Genomic DNA, 18,611 nt, shown 5'->3' on the forward strand with positions numbered 1-18,611 from the left:
GCATGACCTTGCTCGACGCCACCGGACGACCGATCAGTTCTTCGCACAAGCCCCGCGCCAACGCCCTGGCTGGAGGTTTCGATTTCGGGTCCTACGATTCAGGCGGAGCCTGCGGGCCGATCATGGCGGACTGGTTCGCCCAGATCCGTTCAGCGGACATGGAGTGGCTGCCGAACCGAAACCCCTCGGTCGCGCGCGCCAGAGACGTGGTTCGTAACGATCCCATTGGGGCCTCGGCCGTCGCTCGCCGCCAGAACGCGGCGATCGGCAGAGGCTGGCGATTGTCGGCCCGCCCGAATGCCCGGGCCCTCGGCATCGATCCCATCGTCGCGCGCGAGCTGGGCGCTGCCATGGAGGTCGAGTTCCGGTCGCATGCCTATGGCCACGCATTCGAGATCGATGCGGAGCGCCGACTGAACTTCGGGCAGCTGCTGCGCGTCACGACGGCCCACCTGATGGTTGACGGCGACGGCCCCGCCCTGGTCGAATGGGCCGAGGGCGAGGGCACTCGCTACTCGACCCGCCTGCGGCTTGTCGATCCCGACAGGCTCTCCAACCCGACAGGTCGGATGGATGACCGGTACCTGCGCGGCGGCATTGAACGCAACGAGGTCGGCGTCCCGGTTCGATACTGGTTCCGCGAACGGCATCCGGCCGACCTGGGGGTGGATGGCCGGCGATTCACCTGGACCGGCTATGATCGTTTCACCGCCTGGGGTCGCCCCCAGGTGCTTCACGCCTTCGACCCGCAGCGCGCGGAACAGACCCGTGGCGTCTCGCGCTTCGCGGCCTCGTTGAAGAGCTTCCGGTCGCTGGCGAAGTTCTCCGACGCCACCTTGCAGGCGGCGACCATCAACGCGTTGATGGTCGCGTTCGTGAAGTCGAGCGCCGGGCCGGAAGCGGTCAGCGAGTTCCTGGAGGTCGACGACCTGAAAGGCTTCGAGACCTCGCGCGAGAGCTTCTACGAATCCAATCCCGTCTCCCTCGCCGGCGGGGCGCGCATGCCCGTTCTGCCGTTCGGCGACGAGATCGAGATGCAGACGGCCTCACGTGATGTGGCCAGCTTCGACGCCTTCGTCCGCGCCAACATCCGGCTGATCGCCGCTTCCCTAGGCGTGACCTACGAAGAGCTGTCGATGGACTACAGCCAGACGAACTATTCGTCCGCGCGCGCCGCCATGGTTCATGCGTGGGCCGAAACGCAGTCACTGTCTTCAATCGTCGAGGCCCAGATCGTCAGGCCCTATTACGTCGCATTCCTCGAGGAGGCGTTCGACCGGGGGTATCTGTCGATGCCCGCCGGGGCACCGGACTTTTACGACGCCGTCGACGCCTACGCCGAGGCCAAGTGGATCGGCCCCGGCCGTGGCTACATCGATCCAGTCAAGGAAATCGACGCCGCCGCCGCGCGCATCGAGGCGGGCCTCTCGACCCTGGAAGACGAATGCGCCGACCAGGGCAAGGATTGGGAGGAGGTTCTCGACCAACAGGCGCGCGAGCGTCAGCGTCGGATCGATCTCAAACTTCCCGACCCAGCGGCTCCTCCCGAGACCGCGCCGCTGACCCAGACCGAAGCGGAAGACGCCGCAAACGCCCGACCCGGGGCTTTGGCCAGGGTGCGTTCGACGGCCCGGTCGCCCGAGCACGCCGCCTTTCTCGACCAGCGCTCCGGCGCCTGAGGACAAACCATGCAAGATGTCCAGCTTCTGGCGTCCCGCTATGCGGGACGTCCCCTTCTGCTGACGCCAACAGCGGCACGCGACCTCGCGAACCGGGTCCGGCAGATCGACAGCCGCGCGTTCGAACGCCCTTCCCGCGTCGGTGCCTTCCTGCGCCGGGTCGGCCTCGCCGACGGTGGCAAGCGTCCTCGAATCTCGGCGATGGACGACGATGGCATCCCCGCCGTTCCGATGGACGAACAGCTCGCTTATTCGCCGCGCTGGCTCGGCGACGTCGAAGACACAGGGTTCTGCTGGTCGTTGAAGGATGGTGTCGCGCTCATCTGCTGCGACACGCCGCTGGTTGAGCGGGGTGACGAATTCTGCGGCATGGTCTGGCACGGTTACGACACGCTGCTGATCGCAATGCGCGAGGCGATGGCCGACGCCCGCGTGCGCGGGATCTTCCTGCGCCTCGACACGCCGGGCGGAGTGGTCGGCGGCGGACTACCCGCCCTGGCCCAGTTCATGCGCGAGGCCCGCGAAAGCGCCGGGGGCAAGCCCATCTGGGTCTACGCGGACATGGCCTGCTCGGCTGGCTACTGGATCGCTGCGCAAGCCGACCGGATCCTGGCACCCAGCGTCGGCTACGTCGGTTCTATCGGTGCCGTGATGGTCCACGAGGACTGGTCGGGCGCTCTTGAGCAGGATGGCGTCGCCATCACGTCGATCGAGTTTCCCGATGGCGGGGTGAAGACCGAGGGGGCTTGGTGGAAGGCGCTCAGCGAGGGTGGCCGCACCGCGCTTCAGTCCGACATCAACCAGGTGGGTGAGATGTTCCTGGCGGACGTCGCGGCCGGTCGGCCCGGTCTGGACCGGGAAGCTATGCTGGCGATGCGCGCCGACGCCTTCATGGCTGAACACACGGACCCCGCTCGATCGGGCGTCACACTCGGTCTCGCCGATGAGATCGCGACCGAGGAGGCGGCGTTCGCCGCCCTGGTCGATCACGTTTCCGCCCCTGCGGATCCTGCCCTCGCCGCTGCGCCAGGGGCGCGCACGGCTTCCACCCCGAAGGAGAGGCCAATGGCCACGAAAACCCATGCGGGCGGCAAGCCGACCCGCGCCGCTCAAGTCGCTCAGGCGAAAAAGGCGATGAAACTCGCTCAGGCCAATCTGGCCAGGGTGCAGGCGTCGGACGCGGCCGACCCGGCTGAGGATGAAGACGACAATGCGCCCGAGAGCGGCACCGACGAGGCAGCGCTGCCTGGCGAAGACGAGCCCGGCGACGAAACCGATCCCGATGCGGATGATGAGGACGACGACGAGGCGAAGGCCATCGCGGCATCGGCCGAGGCGGCGTCCCATCCGGCGCTGGCGCTGGCCGCCATTCGCAGCGGGATGAGCCTGAGCCAGTTCAAGGCCTCCGCCGGCGCGGCCGGTCCCGCCCATCGGCCGTCGCGTCTCGACGCGGCCATGACCGGCGCTCGCCGCCTGACCCCGGACGCTCCCGTAGCCGGGAGCCAGGGCATGGGCGGCGCCCTGGTCGCGGACGCCCAGCGCCGCCGCGACGCCTCCAAGCGGGGTCGCTGACCTCTCCTCGCCTTTTGGCCGGGTCGGCACCGGCGCTTCTCTGAAAGGATCCTGCCATGCAGGTCATCAAAACGAACCAGCCGGGCACGCTCGGCGATCTGATCCACTGGGAGGTCAATCCGACCTTCACGACCGAAGACGGCGTGCTGCTGGCCGGCTCCGGCGGCGCGCGGGTGATCGACCAGTTCACCGTCATCGCACAGGTCACGGCGAGCAAGAAGCTGCAGACGATCGACTTCGCAGGATCGGGCGGTGCCAACGTCGCCTATGGCGTCAGCCTGTTGCCTGCCCAAGCGGCCGATGGCGTCGACGGCGAGATCAAGTACCTGCGACGCGGCCCCGCGATCATCCACGCCGAAAGCCTGGTCTGGCCTGCGGGTGCCACTGACAACCAGAAGGCCACGGCGCTCGCCGCCCTCCTGGCTCAAGGCATCCTGGCCAAGACCGGCATCTAACTCAGCGGCCCGGAAGCGGGCCGGCGTTCACCGACTGAACTCACCGGTTCGCTGACGGCCCTCGGCCCGCGACCGAAACCCCGAAAAGGAAATCGACCCATGCCGACGACCGTCGTCAACCAAGACTCCGGCCTGCGCCTGCCGTTCACGGCGGTGGAACTGACCCAGTCCATCAACACCCTGCCGCCCCAGTTCGGGCAGATGGCGCGTGACGGGATGTTCCCGATCGAGCCGCTGGCTTCGGCCTATATCGAGATCGTGTCGGAAGGCGGCGCGATCTACGCCCTGCCGATCACCGACGAGGGTCGGCCGGCCACGATCGCCCGCCGCGACAAGGGCCAGTCGCTGATCTTCAAGATCCCGAACATCACCCACGAAGACAGTGTGCTGGCCAACGACATCCGAAACTGGCTGGCCGCGGCCCAGCGCACCCGTCGGCCCGAGACGCTGGTGAACCTGGTCAACAAGCGTCTGGAGAAGCTCCGTCGCAAGTTCGACCTGACGCTCGAGCTGCTGCGCGTCTCCGCCCTTGCGGGCAAGATCGTCGATGGGGGCGGCGGCGAGGTCTACGATCTGTTCACCGCCTTCAACGTCGTCCAGTCGATCGTCTATTTCGACCTCGCCAATGCCAACACCGACGTGAACGCGAAGTGCGGTGAGGTCATCGACATCATCGGTCAGAACCTGAACGACGAAAGCATGAACGGCGTCGTGGCGCGGGTTTCGCCGGGGTTCTTCAACAAGCTGGTCGCGCACAAGTCCGTCAGGGAACTGTACCTGAATACGGCGAACGCCCTGGCCCTGGCGGCGATCGTGCGCAGCGACGACGGGCAGTACCGCCCCCGCGAATTTGCGCATGGCGGGGTGCTGTTCCGCGAGTACAACGCCAAGATTCCGATGGCGGACAAGTCGCTCTACACGCCCTTCCCCGGCGACACCGGTATCGCTTATCCCGATGGCACGCTGGACAGCCACGTCACCTATGCCGCCCCGCCGCTCGACATCCGCGAGCTGGACGGCGAACCGGCCGAAGGCGGCTCGGACGAAGACCTGATCCACATCAGCGAGGAAATGCTGAAGCACGGTCGTGGCCTTGAATGGTCGGGTCAGATGAACGCCCTGCCTCTGTGGCGTCGCCCGGCGACCCTGGTCAAGGTGACCGCTGCCGCCGCACCCTGACTATGATAAGCCGGGGCGCACGGTGTGCGCCCCGGTGCCGTTTTGGCTATGACAGGGGGCCGTGATGGACTTTTCCCGCCATCTGGCTGGGCTCGACGCCGCCATCGACGCCCACCTGCGCGACGACGGGTGGATTCGTCCGAAGGCGGGCGGGCCGGACGTGTCCGCGCGGATCGCGATCGAGCATCCCAGCGAGACCGATCGGCTGATCGGGGCAGGGATCGAGCGCTCCCGGCCGTGGGTCGAGATTTCAATTTCTTCGGTTCCGGTTCTGGTCAAGGGCGACTGTGTCCTGGTCGGTGCCGTGGCTCCCTTCACGGGATGGCGGATCGCGGAAGCGCCCAAGCGGCCAGGCGATGGCCGTCATTGGCGGGCGGAGGTGGAGCCTTTGGGACTCGTTGACGCGTGAGTGAGCTCGGGCTCCAGCTGCGCGCCGCACTGCAGGGAGATTTCGACCGCGAGGAGCGGGCAGCGCTAACGCGGGTCGAGCGATCGGTGCAGGCCGCCCTATGGGATTTCGCGGCCGACGAAGTGCAGGGCAAGTGGCGTCAGGACATCGGCCAGTCCGGCCTTCGGAACGCCGGTGCGCTGACGAAGACCATCCGGCTGCGCAGGTACAAGAACCAGGGGCTGAACCCCGCCGTCCTGGTCTATTCGAACTTTCCGATCATTCAGCGGGCCTTTGAGGCCAACACCGTGATCCGTTCCAAGAGCGGCTTCTATCTGCCCATTCCAAACCCGGACGTCTGGCCCGGCGGACGGGTCGCCCGGCCGAAGCGGAATGGCGGGCAAAGATCCAACACCATCGCCTTGGCCGAGCAGAGGTTCGGAAAGCTGCGCTTCGTCTATCGCCCCGGAAAGGCGTCGCTGCTGGTCGCGGAGGTGCGCGAAAGCGCTGCCCGTCCCGGAACGTTCCGCCGGGCCAGCGCCACGGCCCAGCGCACGGGGCGCGGCCTGGTCACAATCGTCGTCTTTTTCCTAGTACGCGAGGCGCGTCTGCCTCGCTTGCTTCGCGGTCGGGTGATCCGGGACCGCGCGCGGCAGAACGCCGACCGGGGCGTCGAGCAGCGGTTCGTCCGATACTTTGCGCAGCCGGATCTGCCGCTTCAGCTGGAAGGCCCGTCGCAGGCATGAGCATCGAAACCGCCTATGCCACCCTGGCCGAACGGCTGGAACAGACGCTGCGGGCCACCCTGTTCATGCCCGACACGGCGGTGCTGGAGATCGACCCGGAATCGCCCTTCGAACCGTCCGGAGATGAGACGGATCGTGTCAGCGCCGCCGCCCTCGTTAAGGTCCGGACCTATGTCGCGCGACAGGCTGTCGGTCGCCCGGCTGGCGCGCGGCGCTACGTCGTCGAGCGGGAATGCCGCCTGGAGCTGGCTCTGGCCGGGCCGAACCGCGAAGCCCGGCTGGCCGTCGATCTCGAGACCCTGTCTGCCCTGGCGATGCTGCCCGAGCAGGATCCGACGCTGGGCGGCACGGTCGAGCGCTTTCTGATGGGCGAGATGACCGACGAGGATCTGCCGCCGAACGGCATTGCCACTTTCCTGACCTTCGTCCTGAGGGTCCGTTCCGGCGATCCTCTGGGCATGAGCGAGTAGGCCGAGACGCCTCATTACGCGGCAGGTTGCTGCCGCAACGCACCTTTCTGAGGAGAAACCGATGACTGACGCGCCCACTACTGCCGCTGCCAAGCCTGTCGCCAGCGCAGCGTCCGCCGGTGCCCCCAAACCCAACCGGGCCCGCCGTCCGAAGGCGCAGAAGCCCATCTGGATCGTCCGTCCGCTGACCGGCCTGGAGCGCGTCGCGTCCACCAAGGGGCGCTCAGCCATCGATGCCGGGAAAGCTCGGGCCGCTACCGAGCGCGATTTCGAGATCGCGGGCGTCCACGAGGACGAACGCTGAAGCTGTTTGTGCCCTAACACCCGCGACGCGGTCTCGCGCTGCTTGAGGGCTATCATTCGCCGCCGTCGTTTCCGGCTTTCCGACGGCGGTGTTTCCCGCCGGTGCGTCTAGCCCCGCGCGCCGGCGGGCTCCTGACCTTTCCCCAATCTGGCGGCGCACGCCGTGCGCTGCATCCCTTGCCGCTACCGCGCGCGACGCGCTCGCACGCTGCTTGAGCGGCTCTCTCTGATCCACCCTCGCCGAGGAGCGAACCCCCATGCCCACGGATATCTGGTACGGTGCCGACTGCGAGACGCGGATCGGGAAGCGCGCGAACGCGACGACCCCGCCCACGACCTGGCAGTCCGTCGAGTTCATGAGCCTGACCGTCAACCCGACGCAGGAATGGCGCGACCGGCCCAAGCTGGGCAACCCGGCCGCCCGGGTGAACACGCTGGATCCGATCAAGCCGCGCAAGGGCTTCTACCGCGAGAGCGCCGAGGTCGTTCTGGATGCCGACACCCGGTCCCTGCCGCTGTGGCTGCGTCATGCCATGGGCTCGCCGACGACCACGACGGCATCTGCCCTCTTCCTTCACACCTTCGCGTCGGGAGCGAAGACCGAGCAGTATTTCGATATCGTGGTGAAGGTCGGGGCCAGCGATTTCCGGATCTATCAGGGGCTGACGCTTTCGCAGCTTTCGATCCAGAACACCGGCGAGAACACGCAGGACTTCAACATCAACCTGAGCCTGCTGGGCCTCAGCCGCGCCAAGGCAACGTCCTGGCCGACCGGCACGGTTACCGCCTGTCCGGCCGAGGCACCGATCCTGAGGGCGATCTTCTCGGTCGATAACGTCGCCGCCGGCAACATGCTGTCGTCGTCCCTCAGCTGGGATCGCCAGCTGCAGGAGGGCGTGTTCCTGAGCGCCGCGCCGACGGTGTCGTCGCTGCGTCCGAACGGCGGCTCGCATTCGGGCTCGGCGACCTTCCGCGCGATCGGCGCCGTCTTCGACACGATGGAAGAGGCCGACACGGTGTTCAGCGCCCAGCTGAACTATTACGGGGTCGTGGCGGATCACTTCATCCGGTTCGAGCACGCTACGGCCCTGCTGCAGCCGAGCCCGCTACCGATCTCTGGACCGGGCACGATCGAGCGGACGCTGAACTGGGCACCGTTCCAGACGGGTTCTACCCCTGCCTTGACCATCGCCATCGTCAACGACGTGACGGCCTACGCATGATCCGCATCGGCACGAACCGTGAGCCCGTGACGGTCACGCTCCGTCCTCCCTATGGCGACGTGACCGTCACCCTGAAACGCCTGACCACCTCCCACTATGGAGAGGCCCAACAGGCGGCCCAGGCGATCCTGCGGAACGATGCCGAGCTGCTGAACCTGCTGGTCAAGCACGACCTTCTGCCCGAGGGCGGGGTGAAGGCCTGGAAGCGGATGAAGGACAAGGACGTGATGGCGTACGCCGCCTTCCTGTCCGGCATCGGCGTCTGGCTGGGCGCGGTCGAGTGCGCTGTCCGTGGGATTTCCGAATGGACCGGCATCCTGGGCGAAGATGGCAAGCCCGCGGCGGTCGAGCGCGAGATCATCGAGACCCTGATGCTGGACGAGGCGCTGAGCCACCAGATCACGACCCAACTGGATCAAGCCGCGAGGATCCTTTTCGTCGAGGGGGAGCGCTAAGGGGCCTCGCCACCTGGCTCTTCGGGGCCCGGGACGATGGCGTGGGCCCCGAGTACTGCAGCAACTGTGTGAAGACGAACCAGCCCTGCGCAAGGGGACTGACGGTCGCCGGCAAACAATGCCCCCAGGTCGAGCACGCGTGTTCGACGTTCGAAGGCCGGGCGGTCTGGGATGCCGTCTCACGGTCGGGCGGTTGGTCCGGTGGCGGCATGTCGCCCCGTCGGGTCGATCGATCTGCGGTGAGGGCGAGGATGCCGGATGCGCCCGGCTGGATCGTGGACAGTCTGATCGACGCCTTCGAGCCCGCCGCCCTGGATGCCGCGCGGGTGGCTGAGGATCGAAGGAAGCCCGCCAGCCGGGCCAACCGCCAAGCCGAGGACAATCCCGAATGACGGATGCAAGCGGAGGAAAGAGCGGTGTCGGGATCCGGCTTTTCGTCCAGGGCGGCGAAGTCGTCCGGCGGACGTTCGATCAGGTTGCCGACAGCGGCAAGAAGATGTGGGCCCAGATCGCCCTCGGCGACAGGGCTGCCAACCCCGCCATCCGGGCCCTTTCGGTTGGCGTGGGTGAGGCGAAATCCGGCATTCGCGGTCTGGCCTCCGAGACCGGCTCGGCCGGCGCCGTATTGGGGGCCTTTGGCGCGGCGGGCGTAGCCGTGGGGGCCGTTCTCGGGGCGGTTGCGATCGCGGCCACCGGAGCCTTTCAGGCCATGCGTGACGCCGCAGACCTGACGGACCAGGCGGATCGCATCGGCGTGAACGCCGAGGCCCTGCAGGAGTGGCGGTTCGCCGCGGAAGACGCGGGGGTGTCGGCCGGCAGCCTCGACGCCGGCCTCGAAAAGTTGAACGGTGTCCTCGGGGCATTCAAGCTGGGGATCGGTGACGCGAAACTTCGCCCGGTCTTCGAAGAGCTGGGCATCACGGCTGAGCAGCTGGCGAACGTCGAGACGTCCGATCAACTGTTGGACCGGCTGGCCGATACCCTCGGTCAGGTCAGAGACCGGACCGAACAGGTGAAGCTGTCCCGGTCCCTCGGGATCGAGGAGTTGCTCCCGCTTCTGCGGCTTGGCTCCGACGGGATTGCGGATCTCCGGGACCGCAGCCGCGAGCTGGGCATCGTGCTGGATGACGAAGTCCGGGCCCAGCTGGACGCGGCCGACCGGCAGATGGAGATCACCGGCCAGCAGATGGACACCCTGAGGCTGGTCTCCCTGTCACCGCTGGCAGAAGCTTTGGGCGATGCGGCCGCCTCGGTCACAGCCTTGATCGTTGAGTTCGGAAAGGTCGAGGCTGATGCGCCTGGCTGGGTGAGAGCTCTGCAGTCCGTGGGCGGGGCCCTCGCCTCGAGTATTCGCCAAACCGCCTTCAATGCCGGTGGGCTCACCGGGACCGTAGCCGGTATCGTCACCGGCGGAGGCCGTCGAGGGGCCGCCCCCGCGCCTGTCTCGATCAGCAGCGAGACCTTTCTGGCGGGGCTTCGCCAATCCGACACCCGTCCCGGCTTTGAAACGCAGGGCCATACGACCCGGAGCGGATCGACCTCGCGATCGACGGCCGCGGCACAGGCCGCGCGGGCGGCGGAACAGCGGCAGCGCGAACGCGAGCGCGCGCTGAGCGACCTCCAACGTCAGGAGCTCGACGCCCAACGTGACCGTATCCGCGCCCGCTTTGGCCCCGGGGGCACCGAGGAGAACGCCGCCAATCTGGAACTCGCCAACATCGAAATCGCGCAAGCGGCTCAGGAGGCTGCTCGCGGGGCCCTTCGTGCTTCGCTCGAGAAGGCCGGTGCCTTGGATGAGATCGTCGAAGTACGGCTCAACGAACTGAAAGACGCTCAGGACGAACTGGCGGCGAACCGAGACAGGGCTGTGATCCTCGAAGAGCGTCGTCGGCTGGCGGCTGAGCGTTTGAAGGATGAGCAATCCGCCGACCAGAGCGCGATCGACCTTCTGTCCATCCAAGAGCAGATGGCGACGACGGCGCGCGAGCGATTCGAGATCGGCCGCCGCATCCTCCTTGCCGAGCAGGCGCTTGAGCGGGCCACGCTCGCGGCCGAAGCGAAGGTTGACGGCAAAGTCACCGGCTATGAGCGGAACGGCCTCGCGCGGCTCGATCAGCGTCAGGCGGCCGAGGTCGCACTATTTGATGTGAACGAGCAGAATCGGCTTCGCGAACAGTTCAAGGACTATGGTCGCGAGGTCGTGGACGCGATCCAAGATGGGCGCATCGGCGAATACATTGGCGATCAGCTGAAGCAGCGCCTCCTCGATGGCGCGCTGGATGCCCTGTTCAACATGATGGGTGGCGCGGGCAGCGGCCAGGGCAGCGGAGGAGGCGGGTACCTGAGCGCCGCCATCAGCTTCGGCAAGACCCTTTTCGGGGGCGGCCGCGCCGCCGGCGGAAGTCTGCAATCAGGCTACCGCTACGGCATGGCGGAGCATGGCCCCGAGCTGGCGCTGTTCGGCACGGGCGGTCAGGTCTTCAACGCGCGTGACACGGCCGCGATGCTGCAGGGAATGGGCGACGGCGGTACTGGAGCCGGTTCCACGACGGTGCACCAACATCACTACCACAACGACTTCGCAGGAGCCGTGACGACAGCCGAGTTCATGGCGGGCATGGATGCCCGGGCGAACAGGGCGCGCCAGGAGGCCGTTGCACAAGCTACGGACATCGCCCGTCGCTCCGCCCCGGGTCTTCAGGGGCGGCAGCGTCGCCTGGGTACTACCTGATGGAGGTCTTCAATCCCTACCTCTTCGTGCCCACCAAAGAGCGCTGGCGCATCGCGGGCAGCACGATCGGCGGCGGCGTGCCTGTCGCGGGAGCGCCCGGCCTTGCCCGGACAGACGGCGGCGGCTTTTGGGTCTGCGAACAGACGGAGATCGACCTCTACGAAACCGAGCAGCTGAAGGAGGCCCGACGGTTGATGGCGGCGCTGGACGGCGGCTCTCGTCCGGCCATCGTGTTCGCCTTCACCGGTGCCACCAAGCCGGGACCGGGGTCGCACAGCTATTTCACCGACGCCCCGGCCGCCCTCCGCGCCACGACCTTGGTCCTGAAGAACTACGGCAACGTCACCACCCAAAACCTAAAGGGCGGCGAAGACTTCTCCATGTTCCACCCCGGCAAAGGGTATCGGCTCTATCGGGTCGCCTCGATCGTGTCGGCGGTCGGCGGCGTCCAAACCGTCACCATCCGGCCGCCCCTTCGAGAGGCGGTTCTTACTAACGTCTCGGCCCAGTTCGACACGCCCGCCTGTCAGATGCGTCTGGCCAATCCGGACGACTTCCTCGACGCCATCGACGGACTGCACACCAGCGTCGCCAATCCCGTCTGGGTGGAGAGCTTCGATGCTGCCTGATCAGGCAGCGGCGATGTCGGCGATGGGCGCGCCCTACTATTCGCTGTTCTTCTACATGGAGGCCGCGTCCGGACCGGTGCGGGCCTGGCTGGGCGTCGGCGACTATCCGCTGCCGGCGGACGATGTAGACACGGTCGGCGGCACCTATCTGGGCATCGGCCTGGTCGGTGACATCCCGGCCTTGAGCCAGCTGGTGGGCGGGCTGGCCGAACGCGTCCAGTTCACGCTGAACGGAGCGGACGAGCAGACCCTTTCGCTCGCAGACGGATCGGCCGAGGAGGTCCGGAACGCCCCGGTTCACGTCGGGATCGTCTTCTTCGGGACGGACTGGCAGGCCGTCGATCCGGTCGCCTGGCTGTGGAACGGGACCGCCGACGTGCCGGCCGTCGACCGTCAGGCCAGCGAGGAACAGATCACCCGTCGCGTGAGCCTGTCGGTCGGGTCTGCCTTCACAGACCGCACCCGGCCGCAGCTGTCGTACTACACGGACGCGGACCAGCGCCGCCGGTCCCCGACCGACACCTTCTGCACTCGCGTGTCCCGCTACACCGTCGAGAGCACCATCACCTGGCCCGCCCCGACCTGATGCTGGACGCATTTCTGGAGACCATGGCCGCAACGCCCTTCGTCGACGGCGAGAGCGATTGCGCCCTCACGCTGGCCGACTGGGTAATGGTCGCCACGGGGTTTCCTGACCCGGCCTCCCACCTGAGAGGGCGCTACAGCACTGCCCTACAGCGCGAGCGACTGGTGCGTGCGAAAGGCGGGCTGCATGCCGTTGTGGCCGAATGCGCCCTTCTGGCCGGTCTCCGTCCGGCTTCACAGCCGGCGCGGGGCGATGTCGGCACGCTGAGAATGGGCCGCCAGGTGCTGGCGGGGATCTGTACCGGTCAGCGCTGGGCCGTGAAATCGTCTCGTGGCGTCGACGTCTTTTTCCCCGACTCCGTGATCTTTGCCTGGAGGGTGCCCCATGGCTGATCCGATCAGTGCTGCCGCAGCCGCTTTCGCATCCTGGGCGACTGCAGCGACGATCACCGCCACAAGCACCACCAGTCTGGTCGTCGCCCAGACCGTGTACGCCATTGCATATGCGGCCGCCTATGTCGGGATTTCGGCCGCCATCACTGTGGGGCTGACAGCCGTCGCGCAGTCTCAGGTTCCGAACGTCGAAGGCCAGAAGGTCACGCGGAAACAGCCTCGCCCGGTCCGCTATCACGCCATCGGAGGTCCGTCGCGGATGTCGGGGCCCTACATGCTGAGGGAGTCGAAGGGGAACAAGCTGGGCGTGGTTATCGCCCTGTGTGACGGCCGGCTGGCGTCGATCGACGCCGTCTATCTGCACGACGACGTCGTCACCGTGTCCGGCGGGTTCGTCCAGGGCATGGATGGGGAGCTGTACGGCTCCGGCGATCTGGTGCGGCTGGAGACGCGGCTGGGGGAGCCGACCGAGACGCACTACAGCTTTCTGACGGCCGACTTCGGCTCCGTGTGGCCGACAACTTCGCGCGGCGACGGGATCGCATCGCTGGCGTTTCTGGCGCAACACCGTAGCCGCGAGAGCTTCTCACGCCACTTCCGCAATGGCGAGCCGATCCCGTCCGTCGTCGGGACGCCGGTCTGCTACGACTGGCGCGACACCGGGCAGGATCGAGAAGATCCTTCGACTTGGCAGGCCTGTGCCAACCCGGTCGTCTGGCTGGTGTTCGTCGAATGGTATCGGCACGGCCGGAACTGGGATCGATGCATCGCCCCGGTCCTGTCCGACCTGACGGCCGAGGCGAACTATTGCGACGGGACGGTGGACGGAGAGACCCGCTACCGCTGCGCCGGCAACTATCCGATCACTTTGGAGCCCCAGGCGGTCCGTGAAGCGCTGCTGGCCACCTTCGACGGTTGGCTGTCGGTCGATGGCAAGGGCTGCCTGGTCATCAAGGCCGGGCGCTACGAAGCCCCCACCTTCACCCTGCCGCCGGAGCATATCCGCGGCTACTCTTGGCGGGCGTTCCAGACCGACGAAGAGGCCATCAACGAACTGGTGGTGTCCTACGTCTCGCCCGACCACGACTTCACCGAGGTGGAGGCCGGGACATATACCGACGACGGCGACATCGCGGCCCGGGGCAAGGTCCGATCGGAACCCCTGCAGCTGACCTGGGTGGACCGCCCGACGCAGGCCATGCGCCTGGCCCGCCGCAAGATGATCCGGCTGGCCGCCCCGCGGCGAGGATCGGTGCGCGCAAGCATCTATGGTCTGAACGGCCTCGGGCAACGGTTCATCCGGGTGCAAAACCCGGAGCTGTCGTCCATGGCCGACGTCGTGGTCGAGGTGATGAACGTCGAGGTCGATTTCGCCAACGCCGAGGTCGTCTTCGACGTCATCCTGGCTGATCCAACCATCGACGACGACGAGACAGTCGAGGCAACCCCGCCGCCGACCATTGGCGCGCCCTCGTTCGTGCCGGGCCGCCAGCAGCCCGCCATCACGCCGATCTCGCGCGACGTAACCTTCCCGACCTCGGCCCTGAGCGACACGATCAGCGTGTCGGCCTTCAATGCCGTGCTGCCGGACGGTTCTGTGAAGACGCTTCCGGCCGAGGACATCGCCGGTCTGGACCCATCGACCGCCTATGGCGTCTTCTACCGGGACGGTGACGGCTATACCGCCGTCCCTCTGGCCGACGTGCCGGACTACAAGGCTTCGGGCGGCTGGCTGTTCATCGGCTTCCAGACCACGCCGGACGGCGGCGGCGTGTTCGATCCGCCGGCCGATCCGCCCGGAGGTTGGGGCGGTTCTGGCGAGATCACGATGAACGCCCCCTAGGCCTCGCCCGCGCCTTCGCGTCCGATTGCCGTGTCGGGCGGTGGGGCGTCACCCCCTCGCGGCGCACAGGCCCCGGCGAACGAAAATGTCTCGCCCGACCCGGTCCCACTATCACGCTCGGCCCGCCCAACCACGCGCGTCGGCCGCCCAATCCTTCCTGTGACCCAGGCGCGGAGTATCGCCTTATGCCCAACACTGCTCCCCTGGCGGAGGGCCTCACCCTGGTCGGCATCGGGGGAGGCGTCGGTGCGCTGGCGTTCCGCGTCGCGCAGATCTGGATCGAGAAGCGGGCCGGGCGGCCCTCGTCCACCAAGGACGCGGCTGACCTTGTGACCGCCGCTGCCGCGTTTCAGGTCGCCCTGAACGATGCGGCCAAGGGAACGGTGGCGGATCTGATCGCCAATCAGGAGCGGCTGGAAGCCGAGATCGAGAACCTGAAGGCCGAAAACGTCGAATGCCGCGCGGAGGGCGAAGCTCTGCGCCAGGCCGCCCGCCAGCTCGAGCAGAAGCTGGACAGTCTGATGCGCCAGCTGCGCGATCCCCAGGCCACCCGGCCGGGCGGTGTTCTGTCGGGAGCCCTGATCGAGATGGCCGACGGCGATGTAAAGGTGAGCCACCCATGACCGACCCGATTTCTCGTGCCCCCTGGTGGTGGCCGGACACGCGAGGCGGTGCCTTGATCGGCCTGTTCGTTCTGACGGCCGCCATCCTCTGGTGGTCGCGGCCTGCTCTCGGTCAGGAGCCCAGCGAGTTCTTCAAGGCCATCGCCCAGGCCGTCGTCCTGACCGGGTTCCTCGCCGCGATCGGGTTCCTGTTCAACGCATCGAAGGGTGCCAGCGAAGCCAATGCCCGGGCGGACGAGGCCTTGAAGCTGGCCCAGAAGCCGGCCGAGTAACCGGCGCACGCCGTGCGCCGGGCCCCGAAACACTCTGACCCGGAGACGTCGATGTCGGCTGCCCTGATTCCCTCGACCCTCGTGCCCGTCGCCCGGACCGATGCGGATTGGGCCTTCGATCTGATGTTCCCGGCCGAGGACTGGACGGGATCCGAGGTCCGTATCGCCTTTGCCCGGCAGGGGGCCCCGGTCTGCACCTTCGAAGTCATCGCGGCTTCGCCAACGTCGGAAGCGGCCTGCGCCATCCGGATCCCGGCAGGCGCATGGGCGGACCGACCGATCGGAACCTATTCCGCCCAGGTCCGCCGGATCGACGATGCGGCCATCGACGATGCTGCGGTGTTCAGCTTGAGGCTCGTCCGGGGCGTCAGCGACCTGGTCGCCGAGCCAGCCTCCGGGCCGGTGTTGGTGGGCGATGGGTCCGCAGTCGGCAGCGTGGTCGTCAGCCGGCAGAGCGTGGTGAGCGTCGTGAGGGGCGGGGCGGGGCCGGTGGGCCCTCAGGGCCCGAACGAGGCCGCCCTGGTCAGTTTCGACGACACGGCGACCCAACTGGGCGCGGACAACGTCAACGACGCCATCGCCTCCCTCTATGCCGTGGTGCTGGCCCAGCTGGGCCTGGGCTTCGTGCAGTTTTCAGGCGCGCCGATCTTCTTCGGCAGCCAGCCCGTCATCGCGGAGATCTAAGAATGGCCGATCCCATCCAGCTATCCGAAGCCCTGGACGCCCTCGGTGTTCCGAACGCTACGGCCGTGGCGGATTCCATCGCCGCTGCGATCACCGCACTGAAAGGCGGCGTCGCCGGCAGCGGCGATACGCTGAAGAAGCTGAGCGACCTGATCGCCGCCAAGCCGTCGAGTGCCGACGTGTCGACGGCGATCACCACGGCCATCAGTGCCCTGGTCAACGGCGCGCCGGGGGCATTGGATACCCTCAAGGAGATTGCGGACGCCCTGGCCGCCGACGAAGGCGCGCTGGCGGCCCTGGTGACCACGGTCGGGACCAAGGCGGCCATCCTCGACACGATCAACACCCAGACCGGCACGGCCTATACGCTGCAGGCGAGTGACGCCGGCAAGGTGGTCGAGCTGAACAACGCCGCCGCCGTCACGGTCACCGTGCCCAACACGCTGGCGGTCGGGTTCAACTGCATCCTGTCGCAGACAGGGGCCGGGCTGGTGACCGTGGCCGCCGGCGCAGGCGCGACCGTGAATGCCCAGGCTGGTCTGAAATCGCCCGGTCAATGGGGCGAGATGAGCTTGCGCGTGCGCGCCAATATCGGCGGCACCGCCGCTGCAGCCGTTCTGGGCGGAGGCGTGGCATGAGCCGACTGACCCGACGTGTTGCCACCCTGAACAAGGGCGGGGGGGCTCCAGACACCATCATCGTCAGCGGTCAGACGCTCACCCTGCTCTTCGGTCGCGACAGCGCGCCGCTTCAAGGCCGTGACGGCCAGTATCTCTATGGGAGGGCCTGATGGCCGGACGCCTGATTTCGCCGACCGACTACCGCCTGGGCCTGAGCGTTCTGCTGGAGGGCGACAGTCATACCGCCCTCGGCCAAGCGAACGCGGCCGGTTATCGCCAAACGACGGCGCAGGGGTTCTTCGAAGTCGCCAACTCGCTTTTGGGCCACCCGTTCAATATCGCGGCCAACCTCGGCGTCGCAGGCGAGAGCGCTGAGCAGATCGCGATGCGCCTGAGCGCCGCTCTGGCCTACAAGGCGGACGTCGTCTGCCTGCTTGCGGGTCAAAATCAGAGCACGGACGCTGGGACGGGCCAACCAACCCTGGCCACGGTCACGGCCGCGACGGTCATTGCCATGTGCGAGGCCCACAAGGCCAACGGCAGCGTCGTGGTCCTCTCGACCGTCTTCCTCCGAACGTCCGGCAGCGAAACCGATGCCGAGATCACGCGCAAGAGCACGATCAACCGGCTGCTGAAGCAGTACGTTGCGACCACGCGCGGCGTCTATCTGGTCGATCTGGCGTTCGCGCTGACCGACCCGGCAACAGGCTATATGTACGCCGACGCCTCGGCCGACACCCTTCACATGAACGCGCGCGGCGCGATGATCGCAGGGCGCTGCTATGCGGACGTCCTGGCGAAGATCGCGCCACCGCCCGTTATCTACCCCGCCACGGCGCGCGATTGGACGAACTACAGCGCCAACCCGACGATGAACGGAGACAATGCCAGCGGGACGAACGGCTTTGCGTTTCCTGCGGCGTCGGGGATCAGCGGGACCGGGCCGGACGCCTGCCAGATCATTCGCCGAAACACCGCCACCGTCGTCGCGTCCAAGGTCGCTCGCACCGGCTCGTGGCGGCGCGACAGCAAGGCCCGAATGGAGATCACGGCGGCGGCCAACTATGACGCCGGATACTTTTACTTCGGAGGGATCGGCAACACGCTCAGCGCGGGTCGCTACGACCTGACCTGGAACGCGTCCGCCACGCGCGTTCTGGGCGAGCGCCGCCTTCCGACCACGCCGAACGGCTTCATCTACCTCTGCGTCAAGCCCGGCACGTCCAGCAACACCGAACCGACCTGGCCGACAACGGAGGGCGGTACGGTCGTCGACGGCGGCACGGCCATCTGGCTGTGTCAGAAGATGCCGGCGGCGGGGGACGTGTTCTTCGCGGAAGCCGACCTTGAGTTCTCAGCCCTGACGGCCGGTAAGGGGATGGGCGCGCTGCTCATTCTCGAACTGTACACGACGACCCTCCAGCCTCAGTACGCCACGGCCCTGAACTTCCCGACGAATGGCACCTATGGCGTCGGCTCGGACTTCGCCCCGCCGCTTCTCCATCTCAAGACGCCCGATCTGGTGATCCCGACCCTGACGGAGCCGGTTCGCTACCTGCACGCCAGCGTCCGGGTGTTCCTGGAAGCGGGCGGTTCGGTCACCGTGGACATCAGCCGCGCCGCCATAATGCGGAAGAGCTAGACCCCACGCCCCTGATCCAAATGTGGGGGGGTGTGGCTCTCTCCTGTCAGGACTCACCTTAACCATGTCCGACAATTCCCGGGTGCAAGCGCTGGATGGGGAATCTGACCTCTGAATCC

22 protein-coding genes are annotated in these 18,611 nt (G+C 67.3%); all 22 read left to right on the forward strand.

All coding sequences use genetic code 11. The features are described from left to right. Positions 1-2 precede the first annotated feature (2 nt). The 22 genes from BRESU_RS06815 (at position 3) to BRESU_RS06910 (ending at position 18,492) form a co-directional block, all read left to right on the forward strand. Positions 3-1,679, forward strand: a complete 1,677-nt coding sequence (locus BRESU_RS06815) for a phage portal protein (protein ID WP_013268794.1) — start codon at positions 3-5, stop codon at positions 1,677-1,679. A 9-nt stretch (positions 1,680-1,688) separates the two neighbouring features. Then, positions 1,689-3,251 (forward strand): S49 family peptidase, encoded by a 1,563-nt coding sequence (locus tag BRESU_RS06820; protein WP_013268795.1) that lies wholly within the window; start codon positions 1,689-1,691, stop codon positions 3,249-3,251. Between the two features lie 56 nt (positions 3,252-3,307). Continuing rightward, positions 3,308-3,706 (forward strand): head decoration protein, encoded by a 399-nt coding sequence (locus BRESU_RS06825; RefSeq protein ID WP_013268796.1) that lies wholly within the window; start codon positions 3,308-3,310, stop codon positions 3,704-3,706. Between the two features lie 99 nt (positions 3,707-3,805). Next, complete coding sequence (locus BRESU_RS06830; protein ID WP_013268797.1) at positions 3,806-4,885, forward strand: major capsid protein; 1,080 nt, start codon at positions 3,806-3,808, stop codon at positions 4,883-4,885. Positions 4,886-4,949: 64 nt separating this feature from the next. Then, positions 4,950-5,294, forward strand: a complete 345-nt coding sequence (locus tag BRESU_RS06835; protein ID WP_013268798.1) for a head-tail joining protein — start codon at positions 4,950-4,952, stop codon at positions 5,292-5,294. Further along, a complete protein-coding gene (locus BRESU_RS16885; RefSeq protein ID WP_013268799.1) occupies positions 5,291-6,019 on the forward strand; it encodes a DUF6441 family protein in 729 nt (242 codons plus the stop codon). Before BRESU_RS06835 ends, BRESU_RS16885 begins: the two co-directional genes overlap by 4 nt. Further along, positions 6,016-6,489, forward strand: coding sequence for a hypothetical protein (locus tag BRESU_RS06845; RefSeq protein ID WP_013268800.1), 474 nt, complete (start codon positions 6,016-6,018; stop codon positions 6,487-6,489). Before BRESU_RS16885 ends, BRESU_RS06845 begins: the two co-directional genes overlap by 4 nt. A gap of 61 nt (positions 6,490-6,550) precedes the next feature. Beyond that, complete coding sequence (locus BRESU_RS06850; protein ID WP_013268801.1) at positions 6,551-6,793, forward strand: hypothetical protein; 243 nt, start codon at positions 6,551-6,553, stop codon at positions 6,791-6,793. Between the two features lie 256 nt (positions 6,794-7,049). Next, entirely contained in the window at positions 7,050-8,015 is a 966-nt protein-coding gene (locus tag BRESU_RS06855; protein ID WP_013268802.1) for a phage tail tube protein, read from the forward strand. Next, positions 8,012-8,470 carry a hypothetical protein gene (locus tag BRESU_RS06860; protein WP_013268803.1) on the forward strand — a complete coding sequence of 153 codons (459 nt, stop codon included), beginning with the start codon at positions 8,012-8,014 and terminating at the stop codon, positions 8,468-8,470. The genes BRESU_RS06855 and BRESU_RS06860 overlap by 4 nt, the downstream gene beginning before the upstream one ends. A 251-nt stretch (positions 8,471-8,721) precedes the next feature. Continuing rightward, positions 8,722-8,862 (forward strand): hypothetical protein, encoded by a 141-nt coding sequence (locus tag BRESU_RS17350; protein ID WP_013268804.1) that lies wholly within the window; start codon positions 8,722-8,724, stop codon positions 8,860-8,862. Further along, positions 8,859-11,201 (forward strand): hypothetical protein, encoded by a 2,343-nt coding sequence (locus BRESU_RS06865; protein ID WP_013268805.1) that lies wholly within the window; start codon positions 8,859-8,861, stop codon positions 11,199-11,201. The genes BRESU_RS17350 and BRESU_RS06865 overlap by 4 nt, the downstream gene beginning before the upstream one ends. Continuing rightward, on the forward strand, positions 11,201-11,830 hold the full coding sequence (locus BRESU_RS06870) for a hypothetical protein (protein WP_013268806.1): 630 nt from the start codon (positions 11,201-11,203) through the stop codon (positions 11,828-11,830). Before BRESU_RS06865 ends, BRESU_RS06870 begins: the two co-directional genes overlap by 1 nt. After that, positions 11,820-12,416, forward strand: coding sequence for a hypothetical protein (locus tag BRESU_RS06875; RefSeq protein WP_013268807.1), 597 nt, complete (start codon positions 11,820-11,822; stop codon positions 12,414-12,416). Before BRESU_RS06870 ends, BRESU_RS06875 begins: the two co-directional genes overlap by 11 nt. Next, positions 12,416-12,808: a DUF6950 family protein gene (locus BRESU_RS06880; RefSeq protein WP_013268808.1), complete on the forward strand. Its 393-nt coding sequence runs from the start codon at positions 12,416-12,418 to the stop codon at positions 12,806-12,808. Before BRESU_RS06875 ends, BRESU_RS06880 begins: the two co-directional genes overlap by 1 nt. Next, on the forward strand, positions 12,801-14,651 hold the full coding sequence (locus tag BRESU_RS06885) for a hypothetical protein (protein ID WP_013268809.1): 1,851 nt from the start codon (positions 12,801-12,803) through the stop codon (positions 14,649-14,651). Before BRESU_RS06880 ends, BRESU_RS06885 begins: the two co-directional genes overlap by 8 nt. A 185-nt stretch (positions 14,652-14,836) precedes the next feature. Next, the gene (locus BRESU_RS06890) at positions 14,837-15,274 is read left to right on the forward strand and encodes a hypothetical protein (RefSeq protein ID WP_013268810.1); all 438 of its coding nucleotides are present in this window, start codon (positions 14,837-14,839) and stop codon (positions 15,272-15,274) included. Beyond that, the gene (locus tag BRESU_RS06895; protein WP_013268811.1) at positions 15,271-15,546 is read left to right on the forward strand and encodes a hypothetical protein; all 276 of its coding nucleotides are present in this window, start codon (positions 15,271-15,273) and stop codon (positions 15,544-15,546) included. The genes BRESU_RS06890 and BRESU_RS06895 overlap by 4 nt, the downstream gene beginning before the upstream one ends. Before the next feature lie 51 nt (positions 15,547-15,597). Beyond that, positions 15,598-16,230, forward strand: coding sequence for a hypothetical protein (locus tag BRESU_RS06900; protein ID WP_013268812.1), 633 nt, complete (start codon positions 15,598-15,600; stop codon positions 16,228-16,230). Between the two features lie 2 nt (positions 16,231-16,232). Continuing rightward, entirely contained in the window at positions 16,233-16,868 is a 636-nt protein-coding gene (locus tag BRESU_RS06905; protein ID WP_013268813.1) for a hypothetical protein, read from the forward strand. Then, complete coding sequence (locus BRESU_RS17355) at positions 16,865-17,020, forward strand: hypothetical protein (protein WP_013268814.1); 156 nt, start codon at positions 16,865-16,867, stop codon at positions 17,018-17,020. Before BRESU_RS06905 ends, BRESU_RS17355 begins: the two co-directional genes overlap by 4 nt. Further along, positions 17,020-18,492, forward strand: coding sequence for an SGNH/GDSL hydrolase family protein (locus BRESU_RS06910; RefSeq protein WP_013268815.1), 1,473 nt, complete (start codon positions 17,020-17,022; stop codon positions 18,490-18,492). The genes BRESU_RS17355 and BRESU_RS06910 overlap by 1 nt, the downstream gene beginning before the upstream one ends. Positions 18,493-18,611 lie beyond the last annotated feature (119 nt).

This window comes from Brevundimonas subvibrioides ATCC 15264 (assembly GCF_000144605.1).
Taxonomy (GTDB): domain Bacteria; phylum Pseudomonadota; class Alphaproteobacteria; order Caulobacterales; family Caulobacteraceae; genus Brevundimonas; species Brevundimonas subvibrioides.

Excerpts from the sequence above, each read along its gene's own strand:
- BRESU_RS06815 (WP_013268794.1), top strand. The coding sequence starts at position 3 with ATGACCTTGCTCGACGCCACCGGACGACCGATCAGTTCTTCGCACAAG.
- BRESU_RS06820 (WP_013268795.1), top strand. The coding sequence starts at position 1,689 with ATGCAAGATGTCCAGCTTCTGGCGTCCCGCTATGCGGGACGTCCCCTT.
- BRESU_RS06825 (WP_013268796.1), top strand. The coding sequence starts at position 3,308 with ATGCAGGTCATCAAAACGAACCAGCCGGGCACGCTCGGCGATCTGATC.
- BRESU_RS06830 (WP_013268797.1), top strand. The coding sequence starts at position 3,806 with ATGCCGACGACCGTCGTCAACCAAGACTCCGGCCTGCGCCTGCCGTTC.
- BRESU_RS06835 (WP_013268798.1), top strand. The coding sequence starts at position 4,950 with ATGGACTTTTCCCGCCATCTGGCTGGGCTCGACGCCGCCATCGACGCC.
- BRESU_RS06845 (WP_013268800.1), top strand. The coding sequence starts at position 6,016 with ATGAGCATCGAAACCGCCTATGCCACCCTGGCCGAACGGCTGGAACAG.
- BRESU_RS06850 (WP_013268801.1), top strand. The coding sequence starts at position 6,551 with ATGACTGACGCGCCCACTACTGCCGCTGCCAAGCCTGTCGCCAGCGCA.
- BRESU_RS06855 (WP_013268802.1), top strand. The coding sequence starts at position 7,050 with ATGCCCACGGATATCTGGTACGGTGCCGACTGCGAGACGCGGATCGGG.
- BRESU_RS06860 (WP_013268803.1), top strand. The coding sequence starts at position 8,012 with ATGATCCGCATCGGCACGAACCGTGAGCCCGTGACGGTCACGCTCCGT.
- BRESU_RS17350 (WP_013268804.1), top strand. The coding sequence starts at position 8,722 with ATGCCGGATGCGCCCGGCTGGATCGTGGACAGTCTGATCGACGCCTTC.
- BRESU_RS06865 (WP_013268805.1), top strand. The coding sequence starts at position 8,859 with ATGACGGATGCAAGCGGAGGAAAGAGCGGTGTCGGGATCCGGCTTTTC.
- BRESU_RS06870 (WP_013268806.1), top strand. The coding sequence starts at position 11,201 with ATGGAGGTCTTCAATCCCTACCTCTTCGTGCCCACCAAAGAGCGCTGG.
- BRESU_RS06875 (WP_013268807.1), top strand. The coding sequence starts at position 11,820 with ATGCTGCCTGATCAGGCAGCGGCGATGTCGGCGATGGGCGCGCCCTAC.
- BRESU_RS06880 (WP_013268808.1), top strand. The coding sequence starts at position 12,416 with ATGCTGGACGCATTTCTGGAGACCATGGCCGCAACGCCCTTCGTCGAC.
- BRESU_RS06885 (WP_013268809.1), top strand. The coding sequence starts at position 12,801 with ATGGCTGATCCGATCAGTGCTGCCGCAGCCGCTTTCGCATCCTGGGCG.
- BRESU_RS06890 (WP_013268810.1), top strand. The coding sequence starts at position 14,837 with ATGCCCAACACTGCTCCCCTGGCGGAGGGCCTCACCCTGGTCGGCATC.
- BRESU_RS06895 (WP_013268811.1), top strand. The coding sequence starts at position 15,271 with ATGACCGACCCGATTTCTCGTGCCCCCTGGTGGTGGCCGGACACGCGA.
- BRESU_RS06900 (WP_013268812.1), top strand. The coding sequence starts at position 15,598 with ATGTCGGCTGCCCTGATTCCCTCGACCCTCGTGCCCGTCGCCCGGACC.
- BRESU_RS06905 (WP_013268813.1), top strand. The coding sequence starts at position 16,233 with ATGGCCGATCCCATCCAGCTATCCGAAGCCCTGGACGCCCTCGGTGTT.
- BRESU_RS17355 (WP_013268814.1), top strand. The coding sequence starts at position 16,865 with ATGAGCCGACTGACCCGACGTGTTGCCACCCTGAACAAGGGCGGGGGG.
- BRESU_RS06910 (WP_013268815.1), top strand. The coding sequence starts at position 17,020 with ATGGCCGGACGCCTGATTTCGCCGACCGACTACCGCCTGGGCCTGAGC.